We start from the raw sequence: 14149 nt of genomic DNA, 5'->3' as shown, positions 1-14149 counted from the left end.
GTGCTCCTCAGTTCTGCCGGGTGCGGGCGGCGAGCAGCGACAGCAGGCCCTCCACCGCATGGTCGAAGGCGACGGACCGGCCCGAGGCGCGGGCCAGCACATAGCCGCCCTGCACGGTGGCGACCACGGCCGCCGCGACCGGCCCGGGATCGGTCCCCGGCGCGAACTCGCCCGCCTCCACGCCCTCCTGGACGATCGCGGTGATCCGGGCACGCAGCCAGTCGAACGTGGCGTCCACCGGTGCGCGCAGCTCGTCGTCGGCGATGACGTCCGGATCCATCGTCAGCCGCCCCACCGGGCAGCCGCGCAGCACATCGCGCTCGCGCAGCAGATACGCCGCGACGCGCTCGTACGCGCTGCCGGGGCCGTCCAGCAGGAGCCCCGCCGTCCGGCGCATCTCCTCGGCGGTGCGTGTGATGGCGGCGAGCGCCAGCTCGGGCTTCCCGTTGAAATGGTGGTACATGCTGCCCTGGCCGGCGCCCGCCCGCTGCTGGATGGCCTTGGGGCTGGTGCCCACATAGCCGCGCTCCCACAGGAGCTCCTGGGTGGCCTGGATCAGTCGGTCCGGGGTGCTCATGCCCGCAGTGTACATACCAGTAGGTACAGAAGGGGAGGGAGGCGCCGTGTGGCGTGGGCGCAAGGCCCGTGGGCGACGGTCCGGCGTGACCCCGTAACCCCCGGTCCCGCCTGCCCGGGCCCGGGCAGGCGGGACCGCTCCGTCAGCCGACGACGGCCGACCGGGCGGGCAGGGCCGCGATGTCGTCGGGGGTGATGGTCACGGCCCCGAACGGCCCGTCGGTCATCGACCCGTAGACCGCGAGCGGCGGCAGGGTCGAGGCGCCGGTGACCGCCGGCAGAGTGAACCAGACGGCCTTCCCGGCCGAGCCGATCGGCCGCACGCCCCAGCTCTCGCTGACGGCGGCGATCAGCGCCAGGCCCCGGCCCGACGTGGCGAACGAATCCGCCTCGTTCACCGTGGGCAGGCGCGGATCGTGGTCGTGGACGGAGACCGTCAGACGGTCGAGCAGCAGCTCGATGTCGACGGTGCATGACTTGTCCGGCTGTGCGTGCCGGTGAACGTTGGTGAGAAGCTCGGTGACGCCCAGGGCCGCCTGGTCGATCAGAGGATCGAGATGCCAGTAGCGCAGTTGCGCCGAGATGATTCTGCGGACTTGACCGATCCGCGACGGCAGGGCCTGGAGCTCCACCGTGCAGTGCCTGCTTGGCTCGCTGATCACGGCTGCGACTCCCCGAAATAGGTCCGGAAGAAGAGAAGAGACACGAACGGGCCCGGCGGACGACTGACTGCCGAATCCGCTCTGCTCTTGTCGTGTCTGCTCGTGTCGCGCGACCCGGTCCGTGGAGCGGATCGCTCTGTCACCGAGGCTGCACCATCAGTGACGTGGATCCAGCGTGGCCCAGGGGCCGGGGCTCCGCAACTCGCGGCGGAGCCCGACGGCCCGGGAGCCAGGTCGCCGTGGAACGTACAGCCGGCTCAGTCCCGGCGGCCCCGCGCGCTGCGCAGGGTCTCCAGGAAGCGCCGCAGCGGAGCCGACCCGTCGCGTCTGCGGTTGCGCTGCCCCATCGTCAACCGGTATCGCACCCCGTTCACCCGGGCGATGACGGAATCCGCCGCGATGAACCACCACTTGCGGGCGCTGACCGTGCCCACCGGGGCGCTGTCGATCTCCCGCCCGTTGCTCGTGAGGAGCGACAGCCGGCCGTCCTTCACCACCACCTGACCGGCCCTGGTCAGCGACCTGGTGAACCGTTCGATCCTGACCCCCGACGCACTGAACTCGACGTCCGCCATCGCGGATTCGCCCCCCTTCGTCACTACTCCTGCTGTTGCAGTGTGCCCGGACACGGGCCGGACCGCCAGAGGGCCCGGAAGCCCGTCGCACGGCCGCCCGCACCGCCCGTCACAGCCGCCCCGCAGGCGGCGCCCAAAGGCAGCGCTATGGACCATCAAAGTGACCGTTTGTGCAGGTGGGGAGCCTATCGTGGGAGGTGCGAGCACCGGATCGACGACCAACAGGAGCAGGCCCATGAAGTCCAGTGAACACACGGCCGGGAGCGGGGCCAGAGCGACCGTGGACGTCGACCGCAGCGACCCGGAGTACCGGTCCTGGCTGAAGGAGGCCGTCCGCAAGGTCCAGGCGGACGCGAACCGCTCCGCCGACACCCACCTGCTGCGCTTTCCGCTGCCCGAGGCGTGGGGCATCGACCTGTACCTCAAGGACGAGTCGACACACCCCACCGGCAGCCTCAAGCACCGCCTGGCCCGCTCGCTCTTCCTGTACGGGCTCTGCAACGGCTGGATCCGGCCGGGCAAGCCGGTCATCGAGGCGTCCAGTGGTTCGACCGCGGTGTCCGAGGCGTACTTCGCCAAGCTGATCGGCGTCCCGTTCATCGCCGTGATGCCGCGCACCACCAGTCCCGAGAAGTGCCGCCTCATCGAATTCCACGGCGGGCAGTGCCACTTCGTGGACGACTCGCGCACCATGTACGAACAGTCCGCGGCGCTCGCCGCCGAGACCGGCGGACACTACATGGACCAGTTCACCTACGCGGAGCGCGCCACCGACTGGCGCGGCAACAACAACATCGCGGAGTCGATCTACCAGCAGCTGCGTCTGGAGCGCTACCCGGAACCCGCCTGGATCGTCGCCACCGCCGGGACCGGCGGCACCTCGGCGACCATCGCCCGCTACGTCCACTACCTCCAGCACGACACCCGCATCTGCGTGCCCGACCCGGAGAACTCCTGCTTCTTCGACGGCTGGACCCACCACGACCCGCACGCCAAGAGCGACCACGGCTCACGCATCGAGGGCATCGGCCGCCCGCGCATGGAACCCAGCTTCGTGCCCGGCGCCATCGACCGCATGATGAAGGTGCCCGACGCCGCCAGCGTCGCCGCCGTCCGCGCCCTGGAGCGCGCCATCGGCCGCAAGGCGGGCGGCTCCACGGGCACCGGCCTGTGGAGCGCGTTCAAGCTGATCGCCGAGATGGTGGCGCGCGGCGAGCAGGGCAGCGTCGTCACACTGCTGTGCGACCCGGGCGACCGCTACCTGGACAAGTACTACTCCGACTCCTGGCTGGAGGAACAGGGCCTGGACATCGCCCCGTACACCGCCGCCATCGACGCCTTCCTCGCCACCGGCACCTGGCCCTGCTGACAGCCCGCGCCCGGCCCGGGCCCGCCGAGAGCCCGCCGCCCCGACCGCTCAGGGCGTCGTCGCCGCCAGCCGCGTGTCCAGGCGGCGCACGGCGTCCCGGAAGGACCGGCCCACCCCGGCCCGGCCCAGGCTCAGCACCAGCCGGAACAGCCCCGTCCCGTCGGCCGCGAAGGTCCACTGCACCCGGGTCCCCGCCCCCTCCGGAGTGAGCCGCCACTCCTCCAGCAGGGCCCGCAGACCAGGTGCGTTGGTCTCGTCGACCCGGTAGGCGTAACAGCTGCCCGGCTCGGTGGCGACGATCGTCTCGCGGAAACGGACGCCGCCCCGCAGCCGCACCTCCCGGCCCGCGCCCGCGTCGGTGGGCCTGGCCCGGGTGACCGCGGTGAACCAGGACGGCCAGGACGCGACATCATCGGCGAGCGCGCGGTACACCACGTCCGGCGGCGCGGACACCTCGGCGGCGAACACCAGCCGCATCGGTGCCGAGTCGGTGAAATCCCTTCCCACGGTACGGAGTCGGCGTGCCATCCCGTGCACCTCCCGGCGGTCCGCAGTCGCGGTGTGTGGTCTGTGGAGCGCACACCCTAGCGGCCTGACCGTCAGTTGTCTGTACCACTGCCGGTCACCGCTCAGCGACTACTGCCGGTCACCGCTCAGCGCCGCTTCTCCTCCGCCGCTGCCGCCTCGGCGATGTTGCGCGCCATCCCGCCGAACACCACCGAGTGGAACGGCCACACGCTCCACCAGTACGCGTGGCCGAACAGCCCGCGCGGATGGAACAGCGCGCGCTGCCCGTACACCGTCCGGCCCCGTTCGTCGCGGCGCACCGACAGCTCCAGCCAGGCCAGTCCCGGCACCCGCATCTCGGCCCGCAGCCGCAGCAGCCGGCCCGGCACGATCTCCTCCACCCGCCAGAAGTCCAGCGAGTCGCCCACCCGCAGATGCTGGGCGTCCCGCCGGCCGCGCCGCAGCCCCACCCCGCCGACCAGCCGGTCGAGCCAGCCCCGTACCGCCCAGGCCAGCGGGAAGGAGTACCAGCCGTTCTCCCCGCCGATGCCCTCGATCACCCGCCACAGCGCCTCCGGCCCGACCGGCACGGCCATCTCCCGCTCGTCGCGGTAGAGACTGCCGCCCGCCCAGTCGGGGTCGGTGGGCAGCGGGTCGCTCGGCGCGCCCGGCACCGCGGCGTTGGACCAGCGGGTGTCGACCCGCGCCTCCTGGATCCGCTTCAGGGCCAGCCGCAGCGCCCGGTCGAAGCCGATGGTCCCGTCCGGCGGGTCGGGGACGTACTCCTTGATGTCGTGCTCCGCGCAGACCACCTCGTGGCGCAGCGACTCCGTGAGCGGCCGGGCGATGGAGCTGGGCACCGGCGTGACCAGACCGACCCAGCGGCTGGAGAGCGTCGGGGTCAGCACCGGCACCGGCAGGATCAGCCGTCGCCGCAGCCCCGCCACCGCCGCGTAGCGCTGCATCATGTCCCGGTACGTCATGACGTCCGGGCCCCCGATGTCGAAGGCCCGGTTCACCTCCGCCGGCAGCGCCGCGCACCCCACCAGGTAGCGGATCACGTCCCGTACGGCCACCGGCTGGATCCGGGTCCGTACCCAGCTCGGGGTGATCATCAACGGCAGCCGCTCCGTCAGATACCGCAGCATCTCGAACGAGGCGGAACCCGAACCGATGACGATCGCCGCGCGCAGCACCGCCGTCGGCACCCCGGAATCCAGCAGGATGTGCCCCACCTCGGCCCGCGAACGCAGATGCGGCGACAGGTCCTTCTCCGGCACCCCGGTCGGGGTCAGCCCGCCCAGATACACGATCCGGCGCACCCCCGCCGCCCGCGCCTGCTCGCCGAAGGTCCTGGCCGCCTTCCGGTCGGTCTCCTCGAAGGACGAGCCGGTGCCGAGCGCGTGCACCAGGTAGTACGCCACATCGACGTCCCGCATCGTCTCCGCCAGGGAACCGGCGTCGGTGACATCGCCGCGCACCACCTCGACCCGGTCCGCCCACGGGTAGTCGCGCAGCTTCTGCGGCGTTCTCGCCAGGGCGCGCACCCGGTGTCCGGAGTCGAGCAGCGCGGGCACCAGCCGGCCGCCGATGTAACCGGTGGCCCCGGTCACCAGACAGCGCGGAGCCGATCCGTCGGGGAGTTCCGCGCTGCCGCCGGGGTTTTCCTCTAGATCCGTCACCTGTCCGAGTGTGACACCGGACGGCTTCCGGGACCGGTCGGGGGACTCCGTACGGAGGCATCGGCTCCGTCGATACGGTGACGGCCCCGGGCCTCCAGGCCCCCCGGGCCCTCGGCCCCGTGCCGGCTCAGTGCACCGCCGCGAGCCTCCCGCCCTCGCGCAGTGACGCCGTCAGCTCCACGTCGGCGCCCCGGGGCGCCCGCACCGCGAACGTCGGCCCGCCCGCCGCGCCCCGCACCGCCCCGCTCGCCTCGATACGGGTCACCGCCCGGCTCCCCGCGGCCAGGACGTACCACCGGCCCGAGTCCGCCCTCCAGTGCGTACCCGCAAGCACGTGCTGCCCGAACCTGCTGCACAGCGCGGTGTCGTCGCGGTCGGCGACCACCGCGGCCGCCTCCGTGGGCGAAGCGGCGGGGGCGAGGAACTGCACCAGGACCCGGCCGGGGCCCCGCCAGGTGTCGGCCCTGGTGCACAGCCAGTCGGCCGACGCGCGGCCCTCGGGCAGCTTCTGCTCGGCGAAGGCCCAGTTGTTGACCGACCGCACGCCGGAGCCCGCCAGGGTCCGCAGGGAACACGCCGTACGCGCCCAGGCGACCAGCGCCTCGGTGCTCGTCGCCTCACGCGGCTGCCGGGCCGGCGCACCCCGCCCCGGCTTCGGCGTGTACGTCAGGTGTACGGGGGCCAGATCGCCCAGATCCGTCACCAGGAACGCGTGGTTCTCCACGATCCGCTCGGAGGACCGCAGTTGGAGTACTGGCCACGTCTCGCACGCGCCGCCCGCGGCGGGCCGGGGCACCGCTGCGGTGACCCCGTCCGGGCCCACCTCCAGCGCCCGTCCGGGCGTGTCCGGCGCGAGCAGGTCCCGGGTGGTCGACGCGTCGATCCAGGGGGCGAGCAGGAACCGCGCCCCGTCGCCCGTACGGCTGACGACGACCGCCGCACCCGTCGTCACGTCCGCGTCGTCGGTCCGGGCGAAGTCGAGCGCCGCCCCGCCGGACCCGGACAGCGGCTCCGCGTACCGCACGACCCGGACCCCGCCGTCGTGGAACAGCACCACCGCCGCCCCGTCGACCTCACCCGCGAACAGCAGCCGGGGCGGCTGCGCGGGCGGCACCGTGAACGTGCCGGGCGTCGCGGACACCCGGACCGACTCCGGCGGCCCCGCCCAGGCCCGCAGCGCCCGGCCCAGCAGCCCGTCGTCGTCCGTGCGCCCGCCCCTGGCCGGCCAGGCGGTGAAGTCGACGCGGGAGGTGTCCGCCCACCGCTCCGCCGCCGTCCGCATCAGCTCCGCCGGATCGAGCACCGGCGCGAACACACCCGCCGGGGCCCGGTCCTCGCCCCCGCCCCGCGCCCCCTCCCGGGCGGCCACCGCCAGGCCGCCCGCCACCACGCACAGCACCGCGGCCAACGCCGCCGCCCGCACCCGGTGCCTGCGCCGCAGCAGGTCGCTCGGGCGGGTCTGGACCGTGCACGGGTCGAACTCGCCGGACCTGAGCATCGCCTGCGCCCCGGCCCGGTCCGGACGCCCCAGCCGGGCCGCCCTGCGCACCGCGCCCGCCGGGTCCGCCGCCCCCGCCCCGGCCAGCAGCTCCCGGGCCCCGGACTCGTCGAGCCCTTCCAGCAGGTGCAGCGCGAACGCGGCCCGGACCGGCCCGTCCACCGCCGACAGCGAACGGTCCAGGGCCAGTTCGTCGACCCCGCCCGCCCGGGGGAAGAGCCGCAGCCCCCACACCACCGGCACGGCCGGACGCAGCGCGGCCGGCGCCGGCAGCCGCCCGGGCCACCAGCGGGGCCGCCGCTCGTGGGCCAGCGCCGCCCGCAGCACCCGCTGCCGCACCCAGCCGTACGCCGCGCCCGAGGGGCCACGGTCCGCCGAGGTGCCTTCCGGTGCGGGCTCCGCGCCCGCCGGAGCGCCGGTCCGGCGGGACTGGGCCGGAACGCGCGAGCTCTGCGTCCTGCTCGCGGCGGCGGGCAGGGCCCGCTGGACGACGGCGTGGGCGGTCAGGACCCGGCGGTGCCGGCCGAGTGCCGGCGGCAGGACGACGTAGGCGAGCCGTACCAGGCGCGGGTAGTGCTCCACGAGGGCGGCCTCGGCCTGCTGCACGCCCGTGCGGTCGGAGCGTACGTCGGTCCGCTGCTGCGGTTGATGGATCGGCATGGAATGGGTGCCTTCCGGGGCCGTGGCGGGGTGGTCATACCGACAAACGAGTCAATCGTGTGACGGTCACATCACCCGTACGCGGAGCCTCACCCGTGCGCGTCTCCGGGAGCGGCGAGCAGGGCGTCCAGGACCTTGCCGAACATCCGTCGCCCGGCGGAGGCGAGCAGCGGGTCACCCCATCGGGGCACCAACCGCACCCGCAGCTCCTCGACCCACACCACATGGGAACCGGAATCCGTGGGCAGCACGTCGATCGAGGCCCGGCCCAGCACCACGGAACCCCGCTTCTCCAGTTGGCACACCCCGGCCCGGCCCCCCGCGGGCGGCGTCCACCGCACCACTTCCATCGGATCGTCGAACGCCAGCGGACCCAGCCCCGTACGCGCCACGAAGACCGTGCCGAGCTGCGAGGGAAGGCCGGTCGGAACCGAGATCGACGTCAACGGCACCTGCGCGGCGTGCCGTTCCCAGTCGGTCACCCGGTGCCAGGCCTCGGCTGCGGGGAGAGGGGAGAAGCGCTCGATCCGGAAGACGGCCACGGCCCGATCCTAGGGGGTGTGCGGCGCACCCGCCGAGCAGAACGGAATCGTCGGACGCCCGCTAGCCGTCCGCAGGGGCGTCGCCCGCCACCACCAGGCCCGGCAGATGCTCCTCGATCTCCACGCGCAGCTCCGGCGCCAGGCCCGCGTCCGTGACCAGCGTGTCGACCTCCTCCAGCGCGGCGAAGGAACTCAGGCCCACCGTGCCCCACTTGGTGTGGTCGGCCACCACCACGATCCGGCGCGCCGCCCGGACGAAACGGCGGTTGGTCTCCGCCTCCGCGAGATTGGGCGTCGAGAGCCCCGCCTCCGCCGAGATCCCGTGCACCCCGAGGAACAGCACATCGAAGTGGAGGGAGTCGATGGCCCGGTCCGCGACCGGCCCGACCAGCGAGTCCGAGGGGGTGCGCACCCCGCCCGTCAGCACCACCGTCGCCGCCCCGGGCCGCGCGCCGCGCCCCCCTGCCGGACGCTGCGCGTCGTGGAACACGTCGGCCACCCGCACCGAGTTGGTCACCACCGTCAGATCCGGCACGTCCAGCAGATGCCGGGCCAGCGCGAAGGTCGTCGTCCCGCCCGAGAGCGCGATGGCGCTACCGGGCACCGCCAGCGCCGCCGCCGCCCGCGCGATGTCCTCCTTGGCGCTCGGCTCCAGCGCCGACTTCGCCTCGAACCCGGGCTCGTGCGTACTCGCCTCCACGACCGGGACCGCACCGCCGTGGACCTTCTCGATGACGCCCTGGCGGGCCAGCGCGTCCAGATCCCGGCGGATCGTCATGTCGGAGACGTTCAACTTGCGGGTCAGCTCGTTGACCCGGACCCCGCCACGCCTGCGCACCTCGTCGAGGATCAGCGCACGGCGCTGCTCCGCGAGCAGGTTCTGATTCTCGCTCAACGCCGGGTCCGGTCCTTCCCTCTGCCGTACCGTCCGCAGCGGTCTGCGGGCCACGCTCATCCTGCCACGCAGGCATGTCCGGCGTATCACCTGGGGAGATTCCGTGAGACCGCCCACATCACCGCCCCGGACCGGGGATCGTGGCTCCGGGCGGTCTCGCCGCTTCCCCGCCGCCCGCTCCGCCCGCACCCGTCCGCGCCGTGCCGCTCGCCCGAGAAAGAGTTCCCCCTTGGCTCCTGCCGCCCCGTCCCCGCCCCCCACCCCGTCCCCCGAGCCCACCGGAAGCGCTCTGGAACTGCTCGTCCACGGCGTCGGCGGCGCCACCCCGCAGGAGATGCTGGGCGACCCGCGTACCGTCCGGGTCACCGGGGACACGACCGCCGCCGTGTACCGGCGCACCGAGGACGCCCACGGCGAGAAGCATCCCGAGCGCTACGGGAACGAGCCCGTCGCCGAGGCGTACTGCTGGTCCGGCCTCACCTCGGGCAACGGCTCCCGCGCGCTGTGGCTGCTGCTCCTGCCGTTCATGGTGGTCAACCTCGCCCACTGGATGCGCCCCACCGCCACCGGCCGCACCCGCGCCGTACGGCTGTACGGGGTCCTGGTGCGGCTCGTCGCGCTCAGCCTCACCGTGCTGCTCACGGCGGCCGCCTGCGAGGTCGCCCTCGACCTGCTGGCCTGGCAGTGCGCGGGCACCGACGCCTGTGCCGAACGCCGTTCCTGGCTCGGTTTCCTCTCGGAGCGTCAGGGCGGCTGGTGGTCCCAGCCCGGCCGCCGCCTCGCCCTGGCGGCGCTCGTGCCCACGGCCCTCGTCGGGCTCCTGTGGTACCTGTCCAACCGGACCTGGAGCGCGTACGAGTCCCAACGCCCGCTGGACGGAGAGGACTTCGACGAGGACGACCCCTTCGGGGCGGCGGCGGCCCACGGCCCGGACGCACCCGGCCCGGCCGCCGACGGGAGCCCGCGCAGGGCCGCCCCGGTCCGCCCCGCGCTCGGCAGGCCCGGATTCTGGTACGGCCGGCGGCTCGTCGCCCGGCTCCGCGCCGCCCACACGGCGGCCGGGTTCCTGACGGTCGCCGCGGCCGTCGCCGGCGCCGCCGCACGGCACGACCGGGGTGCCGAAGGGCCGGTGCCCCGAATCATCGGCGCGGCCGTCGAGGGCGGCATCGTCCTGTGCGCACTCGTCGTTCTCTGGGTCGTCTGCCGCCGGGGCCGCAGCGAACGCACCCGCGACACCCGTCTGGACGGCGCCCTGATCAGCTGTCTGCCCGGCTCCGCGCTGGCCCTGCTCGCCCTCGCCGTCCTGTACGCGTCCTGGTCGCGCCCCGACTGGCAGTCCTCGGGCGCCCTGCCCGGCGAGGCCACCTTCCGGTTCCTCGCCCTCGGCCAGGGCGTCCTCGTCGTCGCCCTCGCCGTGGTCGCCCGGGGCCTCTACCGGCGTACCCCCGAGCCCCACACCGTCCTGTACGGACTGGGCGGCCCCGCGGTCGCCATGCTCGCCTGCGCCCTCGGCGGTGTGATGACCGGCGGGGTGGCCCAGCGCGTCGCCGACTGGCTGGACGGCCCCGGCACCCCGGGCATGGGCCGCGAAGCCGATATCGCCGGGCCGCCGGTCCTGCTCAGCTGGCAGGCCTCCGTCATCCCGGTGCTTCTGCTCCTCCTGCTCGTCCCCGTCCTGGTGCTCGTCGTCCGCACCGCGCGCACCGCCCGCCGGCTGGGCCCGGTCGTCGAGGCGGAGTACGCCCCGGAAGAGCCCGACGAGGGCCGCACCCGCCGCATCGCCCGGATCCGCGCCACCGCCGCCCTCACCGACTCCGCCCCCTGGATCGTCGGCGTGGTCTCCGCCGCCACCCTGCTCCTGGGGGCGGGCGCGATCGCCGGATCCTGGTACAGCGACCAGGTGCCGGGCCGGGCCGCCGACGGCAGCGGGCCGCTCCTCGAATCGCTCGCCGACGCCGCGCAGTCCACCGGCTCCTGGCTGATCGGCTTCGGCTTCATACTCTTCGTCGCCGGCGGCCGCCGCGCCTACAAGGACGCCTCGGCCCGCCGGACCATCGGCATCCTCTGGGACGTGGGCACCTTCTGGCCCCGCGCCGCCCACCCCTTCGCGCCCCCGTGCTACGCCGAGCGCGCCGTCCCCGACCTCGCCTCGCGGATGTCCGCCTGGACATCGACCATGCCCCGGGGCCGGCTCGTCATCTCGGGCCACTCCCAGGGCAGCGTGCTCGCCGCGTCCGCCGTCTGGCAACTGCCCGACGCCACCCGCCGCCGGGTCGCGCTGCTCACCTACGGATCGCCTCTGGAGCGGCTGTACGGACGGTGGTTCCCGGCCTACTTCGGCGCAGGAGCACTGCTCGGGCTGCACCGCTCGGTGCACTGCTGGCGGAATCTGTGGCGGGCCACCGACCCGATCGGCGGCCCCGTCCGCATCGACGCCGACCCCGACCCGGGCGTCGACCGGGGCCCCCTGAAGGACCCGCTGGCCTACGGGCGGACCACGAGGCTCCCGCTGCCCGAACCGATCCTCGGGCACTCCGACTACCAGGCCGACCCGGCCTTCGCCGACGCGCGCGCCGACCTCCTGGCGGAGCTGGGCCCGCTCGTCCCCCGGCAGACGGAGGCGCGGACTCAGAAGGGCACGTCGGGCAGGTCCTCCGGGTAGAGCAGGGTCAGGTCGTCCGTGCTCACCTCGGCGAGCTGGGCGACCCGGCCCGCGTGCCGCTCCACCATCGACTCGAAGGTCTGGCGGGCGGTACGGCCGTTGCCGAAGGCGGGGCCCTTGGGGAGCGCCGTGAAGTGCTTCAGGAGCGCCTCCCCGGTCCCCGCCGCCAGGCTGTACTCGTGCTCCTCGGCCTGCTGCTCGACGATCCGCAGCAGTTCCTCGGGGGCGTAGTCCTGGAAGGTGATGGTCCGGGAGAACCGCGAGGCCACCCCGGGGTTGACGGTGAGGAACCGCTCCATCTCCAGCGTGTAGCCCGCGACGATCACGACCACCGCGTCCCGGTGGTCCTCCATCAGCTTCACCAGCGTGTCGATGGCCTCCCGCCCGAAGTCCCGGCCGGAGTCCTCGGGGGAGAGGGCGTACGCCTCGTCGACGAACAGCACCCCGCCGCGCGCCCGGTCGAACGCCTCCTGGGTCCGGATCGCCGTCGAACCGATGTGCTCGCCGACCAGGTCGACCCGGGACACCTCGACCAGATGGCCGCGCTCCAGCACCCCGAGCGAGGCCAGGATCTCCCCGTAGAGCCGGGCGACCGTGGTCTTGCCCGTACCGGGGGAGCCGGTGAAGACGAGGTGGCGGCGGACGGACGCGGCCTTCAGGCCGGCCTCCGCGCGGCGCCGGCCCACCTCGATCATGTCCGTGAGCGCCCGCACCTCCCGCTTGACGCTGTCCAGGCCCACCAGCGCATCCAGTTCACCGAGGACCGCCGAGGAGTCCCGGGCCGGCTCCGCCGGGGCGACCGGCTCGGGGGCGGGCTCGACCGGGCGCTGCCCGGGCAGCGCGCCCAGCAGACCCGGCGTCGACTGCGTGGCCGTCAGAACCGGGGGAGGCGGGGCCGGAGCCGTCCGCAGACCGCTCTCGTCGCTCGTGCAGTCCCGGGCCACCGGACCCGCCGCGGAACCGCCGTCCCCCTCGGGGAACTCGTAACCGCCCCGCGCGCACCGTTCGGTACGGCACCGGGTCAGGGTCGTACGGCAGCCCTCCATGACATGGAAGCCGTACCCCTCACTGCCCGTCACCCGGCAGCCGTCGAAGGTGCCCCGGCCCTCGGCAGAGACGTAGAACCCTGCCTCGGCGGGCGAGGTGACCGTGCAGCGCTCGATGGTCGGGTCCGCGCCCTTGGTGACGATGACCCCGGTCTGTGCCGCGTCGATGGTGCAGTTGTTCAGCGTGCCGCCGCTGCCGTGGTCACGGAACCAGGCGCCCGTGGACGCCTCCCGGATCCGGCAGTCGTCGAGCTGCGCGGTCGCCCCGTCGCTCACCGACACGGCGGTGTTACGGATCTGGGAGAGGTCGCTGTCCACCACGTCGGCCCGCGAACCCCGGTCGAGGACGAACAGCGCGTCGGGCACGTCGTGCACCCGGCAGGCGTCCAGTATCACCGTCGCGCCGTCACTGACCCAGACCGCCGGATAGTCGCCCGTACTGTCGTGGATCTCGCACTGGTTCGCGTCGACCCGGGTCCCCGGGTCCCAGACCGAGAGTCCGTTGCGGCCGAACCGGCGGACCGTGGAGCGGGTCAGCGTGAGTACCGAACGCGACCGCAGGTCGACGGCGTTCTCCGGAATGTCGTGGATGTCGCAGTCGGCGAGCGTCAGTACCGCGTCGGTGTCCAGCGTGACGCCGTCCGCCGAGGTGCGGTGCACGGTGCAGTCGGTGAGGTGGGCCGAGGCGCGGGCGGTGACCTGGATGCCGCTGCCCTTGATCTCGTACACCTCGCAGCCGAACGCCTCCAGGCCGCTGCCGTCGCCGGTGACACCGATGCCCGCCCCGGACGCGTGGTGGATCCGGCAGCGGTCCAGGCGCGGATGCCCGCCGTCGCGGACCGACACCCCGGACTGGCCCGCCGAGACGATCTCGCACTCCTCGAACACGCCGCCCGCGCCGTCCAGTACGGCGATGCCGACCCCGGCCGGATTGTCGACCGTGCAGCGCCGCACGGTGGGCCTGGCCGCGCCGCGCACCTCGATGCCCGCGGCGGACCGGGTCACGATCCGCAGGTCCGTCAGCTCCGCCGTACCGTCCTCGACCAGCAGCGCCGGAGCCGCCGAGTCCTGGCCCTCGATGTGCAGGCCCTGGACGACGGCGGAGGCGCGCACGGTCAGCGGTACGCCGTCGAGCGGCGCGATCCGTACGGAGCCGGCCGACCCCTCGGGGCCGCGCAGCGTGACCGCGCGGGGGACGACGAGGTTCTCCCGGTAGGTCCCGGGAGCGACGGCGAGGACGTCGCCCTCGGCCGCTGCCTCCAGGGCCGCGGAGAGGGAGGCGTACTCGCCGGTGCGGCGGCGCCATCGCGATGTGCCGGTGTGCGTCACCTGGACCGTGCCCTGTGCCATGGCGTTGCTGTGCCCCCACCTCGTGCTGTGCGCTGCCTCGGGCCCGTCCGTCGCCGGGGAGGCGGACGGGGTCGGACCACCGTAGCGCGCGTGAGGGCCGGGAGTTGACGAGTCGGCCCCTCGGG

General features: G+C 74.0%; 11 protein-coding genes. 2 read left to right on the top strand and 9 right to left on the bottom strand.

The window, feature by feature from the left end:
- Positions 1–7: 7 nt before the first annotated feature.
- From IE140_RS29605 to IE140_RS29595, 3 genes are all read right to left on the bottom strand, one after another.
- Complete coding sequence (locus IE140_RS29605) at positions 8–577, bottom strand: TetR/AcrR family transcriptional regulator (protein ID WP_229826943.1); 570 nt, start codon at positions 575–577, stop codon at positions 8–10.
- A gap of 142 nt (positions 578–719) precedes the next feature.
- Positions 720–1238, bottom strand: a complete 519-nt coding sequence (locus IE140_RS29600; protein WP_006122603.1) for an ATP-binding protein — start codon at positions 1236–1238, stop codon at positions 720–722.
- Positions 1239–1495: 257 nt separating this feature from the next.
- A complete protein-coding gene (locus IE140_RS29595) occupies positions 1496–1813 on the bottom strand; it encodes a hypothetical protein (protein WP_075268683.1) in 318 nt (105 codons plus the stop codon).
- A 235-nt stretch (positions 1814–2048) separates the two neighbouring features.
- Between IE140_RS29595 and cds1 the strand changes: the two genes are divergently transcribed.
- Positions 2049–3182, top strand: a complete 1134-nt coding sequence (cds1, locus tag IE140_RS29590) for an L-cysteine desulfhydrase Cds1 (RefSeq protein WP_150196660.1) — start codon at positions 2049–2051, stop codon at positions 3180–3182.
- 48 nt (positions 3183–3230) lie between these two features.
- Here cds1 and IE140_RS29585 read toward each other — a convergent pair whose 3' ends face one another.
- The 5 genes from IE140_RS29585 to IE140_RS29565 form a co-directional block, all read right to left on the bottom strand.
- Positions 3231–3710 carry an SRPBCC family protein gene (locus IE140_RS29585; RefSeq protein WP_150196661.1) on the bottom strand — a complete coding sequence of 160 codons (480 nt, stop codon included), beginning with the start codon at positions 3708–3710 and terminating at the stop codon, positions 3231–3233.
- A gap of 125 nt (positions 3711–3835) precedes the next feature.
- On the bottom strand, positions 3836–5371 hold the full coding sequence (locus IE140_RS29580; RefSeq protein WP_150196662.1) for an SDR family oxidoreductase: 1536 nt from the start codon (positions 5369–5371) through the stop codon (positions 3836–3838).
- Between the two features lie 127 nt (positions 5372–5498).
- The gene (locus IE140_RS29575; RefSeq protein WP_189460846.1) at positions 5499–7529 is read right to left on the bottom strand and encodes a hypothetical protein; all 2031 of its coding nucleotides are present in this window, start codon (positions 7527–7529) and stop codon (positions 5499–5501) included.
- A gap of 89 nt (positions 7530–7618) precedes the next feature.
- A complete protein-coding gene (locus IE140_RS29570; protein ID WP_088576465.1) occupies positions 7619–8071 on the bottom strand; it encodes an SRPBCC family protein in 453 nt (150 codons plus the stop codon).
- A 61-nt stretch (positions 8072–8132) separates the two neighbouring features.
- A complete protein-coding gene (locus tag IE140_RS29565) occupies positions 8133–8966 on the bottom strand; it encodes a DeoR/GlpR family DNA-binding transcription regulator (protein ID WP_150198700.1) in 834 nt (277 codons plus the stop codon).
- A 229-nt stretch (positions 8967–9195) separates the two neighbouring features.
- Here IE140_RS29565 and IE140_RS29560 point away from each other — a divergent pair, with 229 nt between their 5' ends.
- A complete protein-coding gene (locus IE140_RS29560; RefSeq protein ID WP_189460844.1) occupies positions 9196–11628 on the top strand; it encodes a hypothetical protein in 2433 nt (810 codons plus the stop codon).
- Here the strand turns inward: IE140_RS29560 and IE140_RS29555 are convergent.
- The gene (locus IE140_RS29555) at positions 11595–14024 is read right to left on the bottom strand and encodes a right-handed parallel beta-helix repeat-containing protein (RefSeq protein WP_150197669.1); all 2430 of its coding nucleotides are present in this window, start codon (positions 14022–14024) and stop codon (positions 11595–11597) included. The two genes, IE140_RS29560 and IE140_RS29555, sit on opposite strands and share 34 nt — an antisense overlap.
- Between the last annotated feature and the right edge of the window lie 125 nt (positions 14025–14149).

It is taken from the genome of Streptomyces parvus, assembly GCF_014648875.1.
GTDB lineage: Bacteria > Actinomycetota > Actinomycetes > Streptomycetales > Streptomycetaceae > Streptomyces > Streptomyces parvus.
The sequence above is the reverse complement of the archived record's forward strand: the minus strand, read 5'-3'. Positions and strand labels throughout refer to the sequence as shown.

Excerpts from the sequence above, each read along its gene's own strand:
- IE140_RS29605 (WP_229826943.1), bottom strand. The coding sequence starts at position 577 with ATGAGCACCCCGGACCGACTGATCCAGGCCACCCAGGAGCTCCTGTGG.
- IE140_RS29585 (WP_150196661.1), bottom strand. The coding sequence starts at position 3,710 with ATGGCACGCCGACTCCGTACCGTGGGAAGGGATTTCACCGACTCGGCA.
- IE140_RS29595 (WP_075268683.1), bottom strand. The coding sequence starts at position 1,813 with ATGGCGGACGTCGAGTTCAGTGCGTCGGGGGTCAGGATCGAACGGTTC.
- IE140_RS29575 (WP_189460846.1), bottom strand. The coding sequence starts at position 7,529 with ATGCCGATCCATCAACCGCAGCAGCGGACCGACGTACGCTCCGACCGC.
- cds1 (WP_150196660.1), top strand. The coding sequence starts at position 2,049 with ATGAAGTCCAGTGAACACACGGCCGGGAGCGGGGCCAGAGCGACCGTG.
- IE140_RS29555 (WP_150197669.1), bottom strand. The coding sequence starts at position 14,024 with ATGGCACAGGGCACGGTCCAGGTGACGCACACCGGCACATCGCGATGG.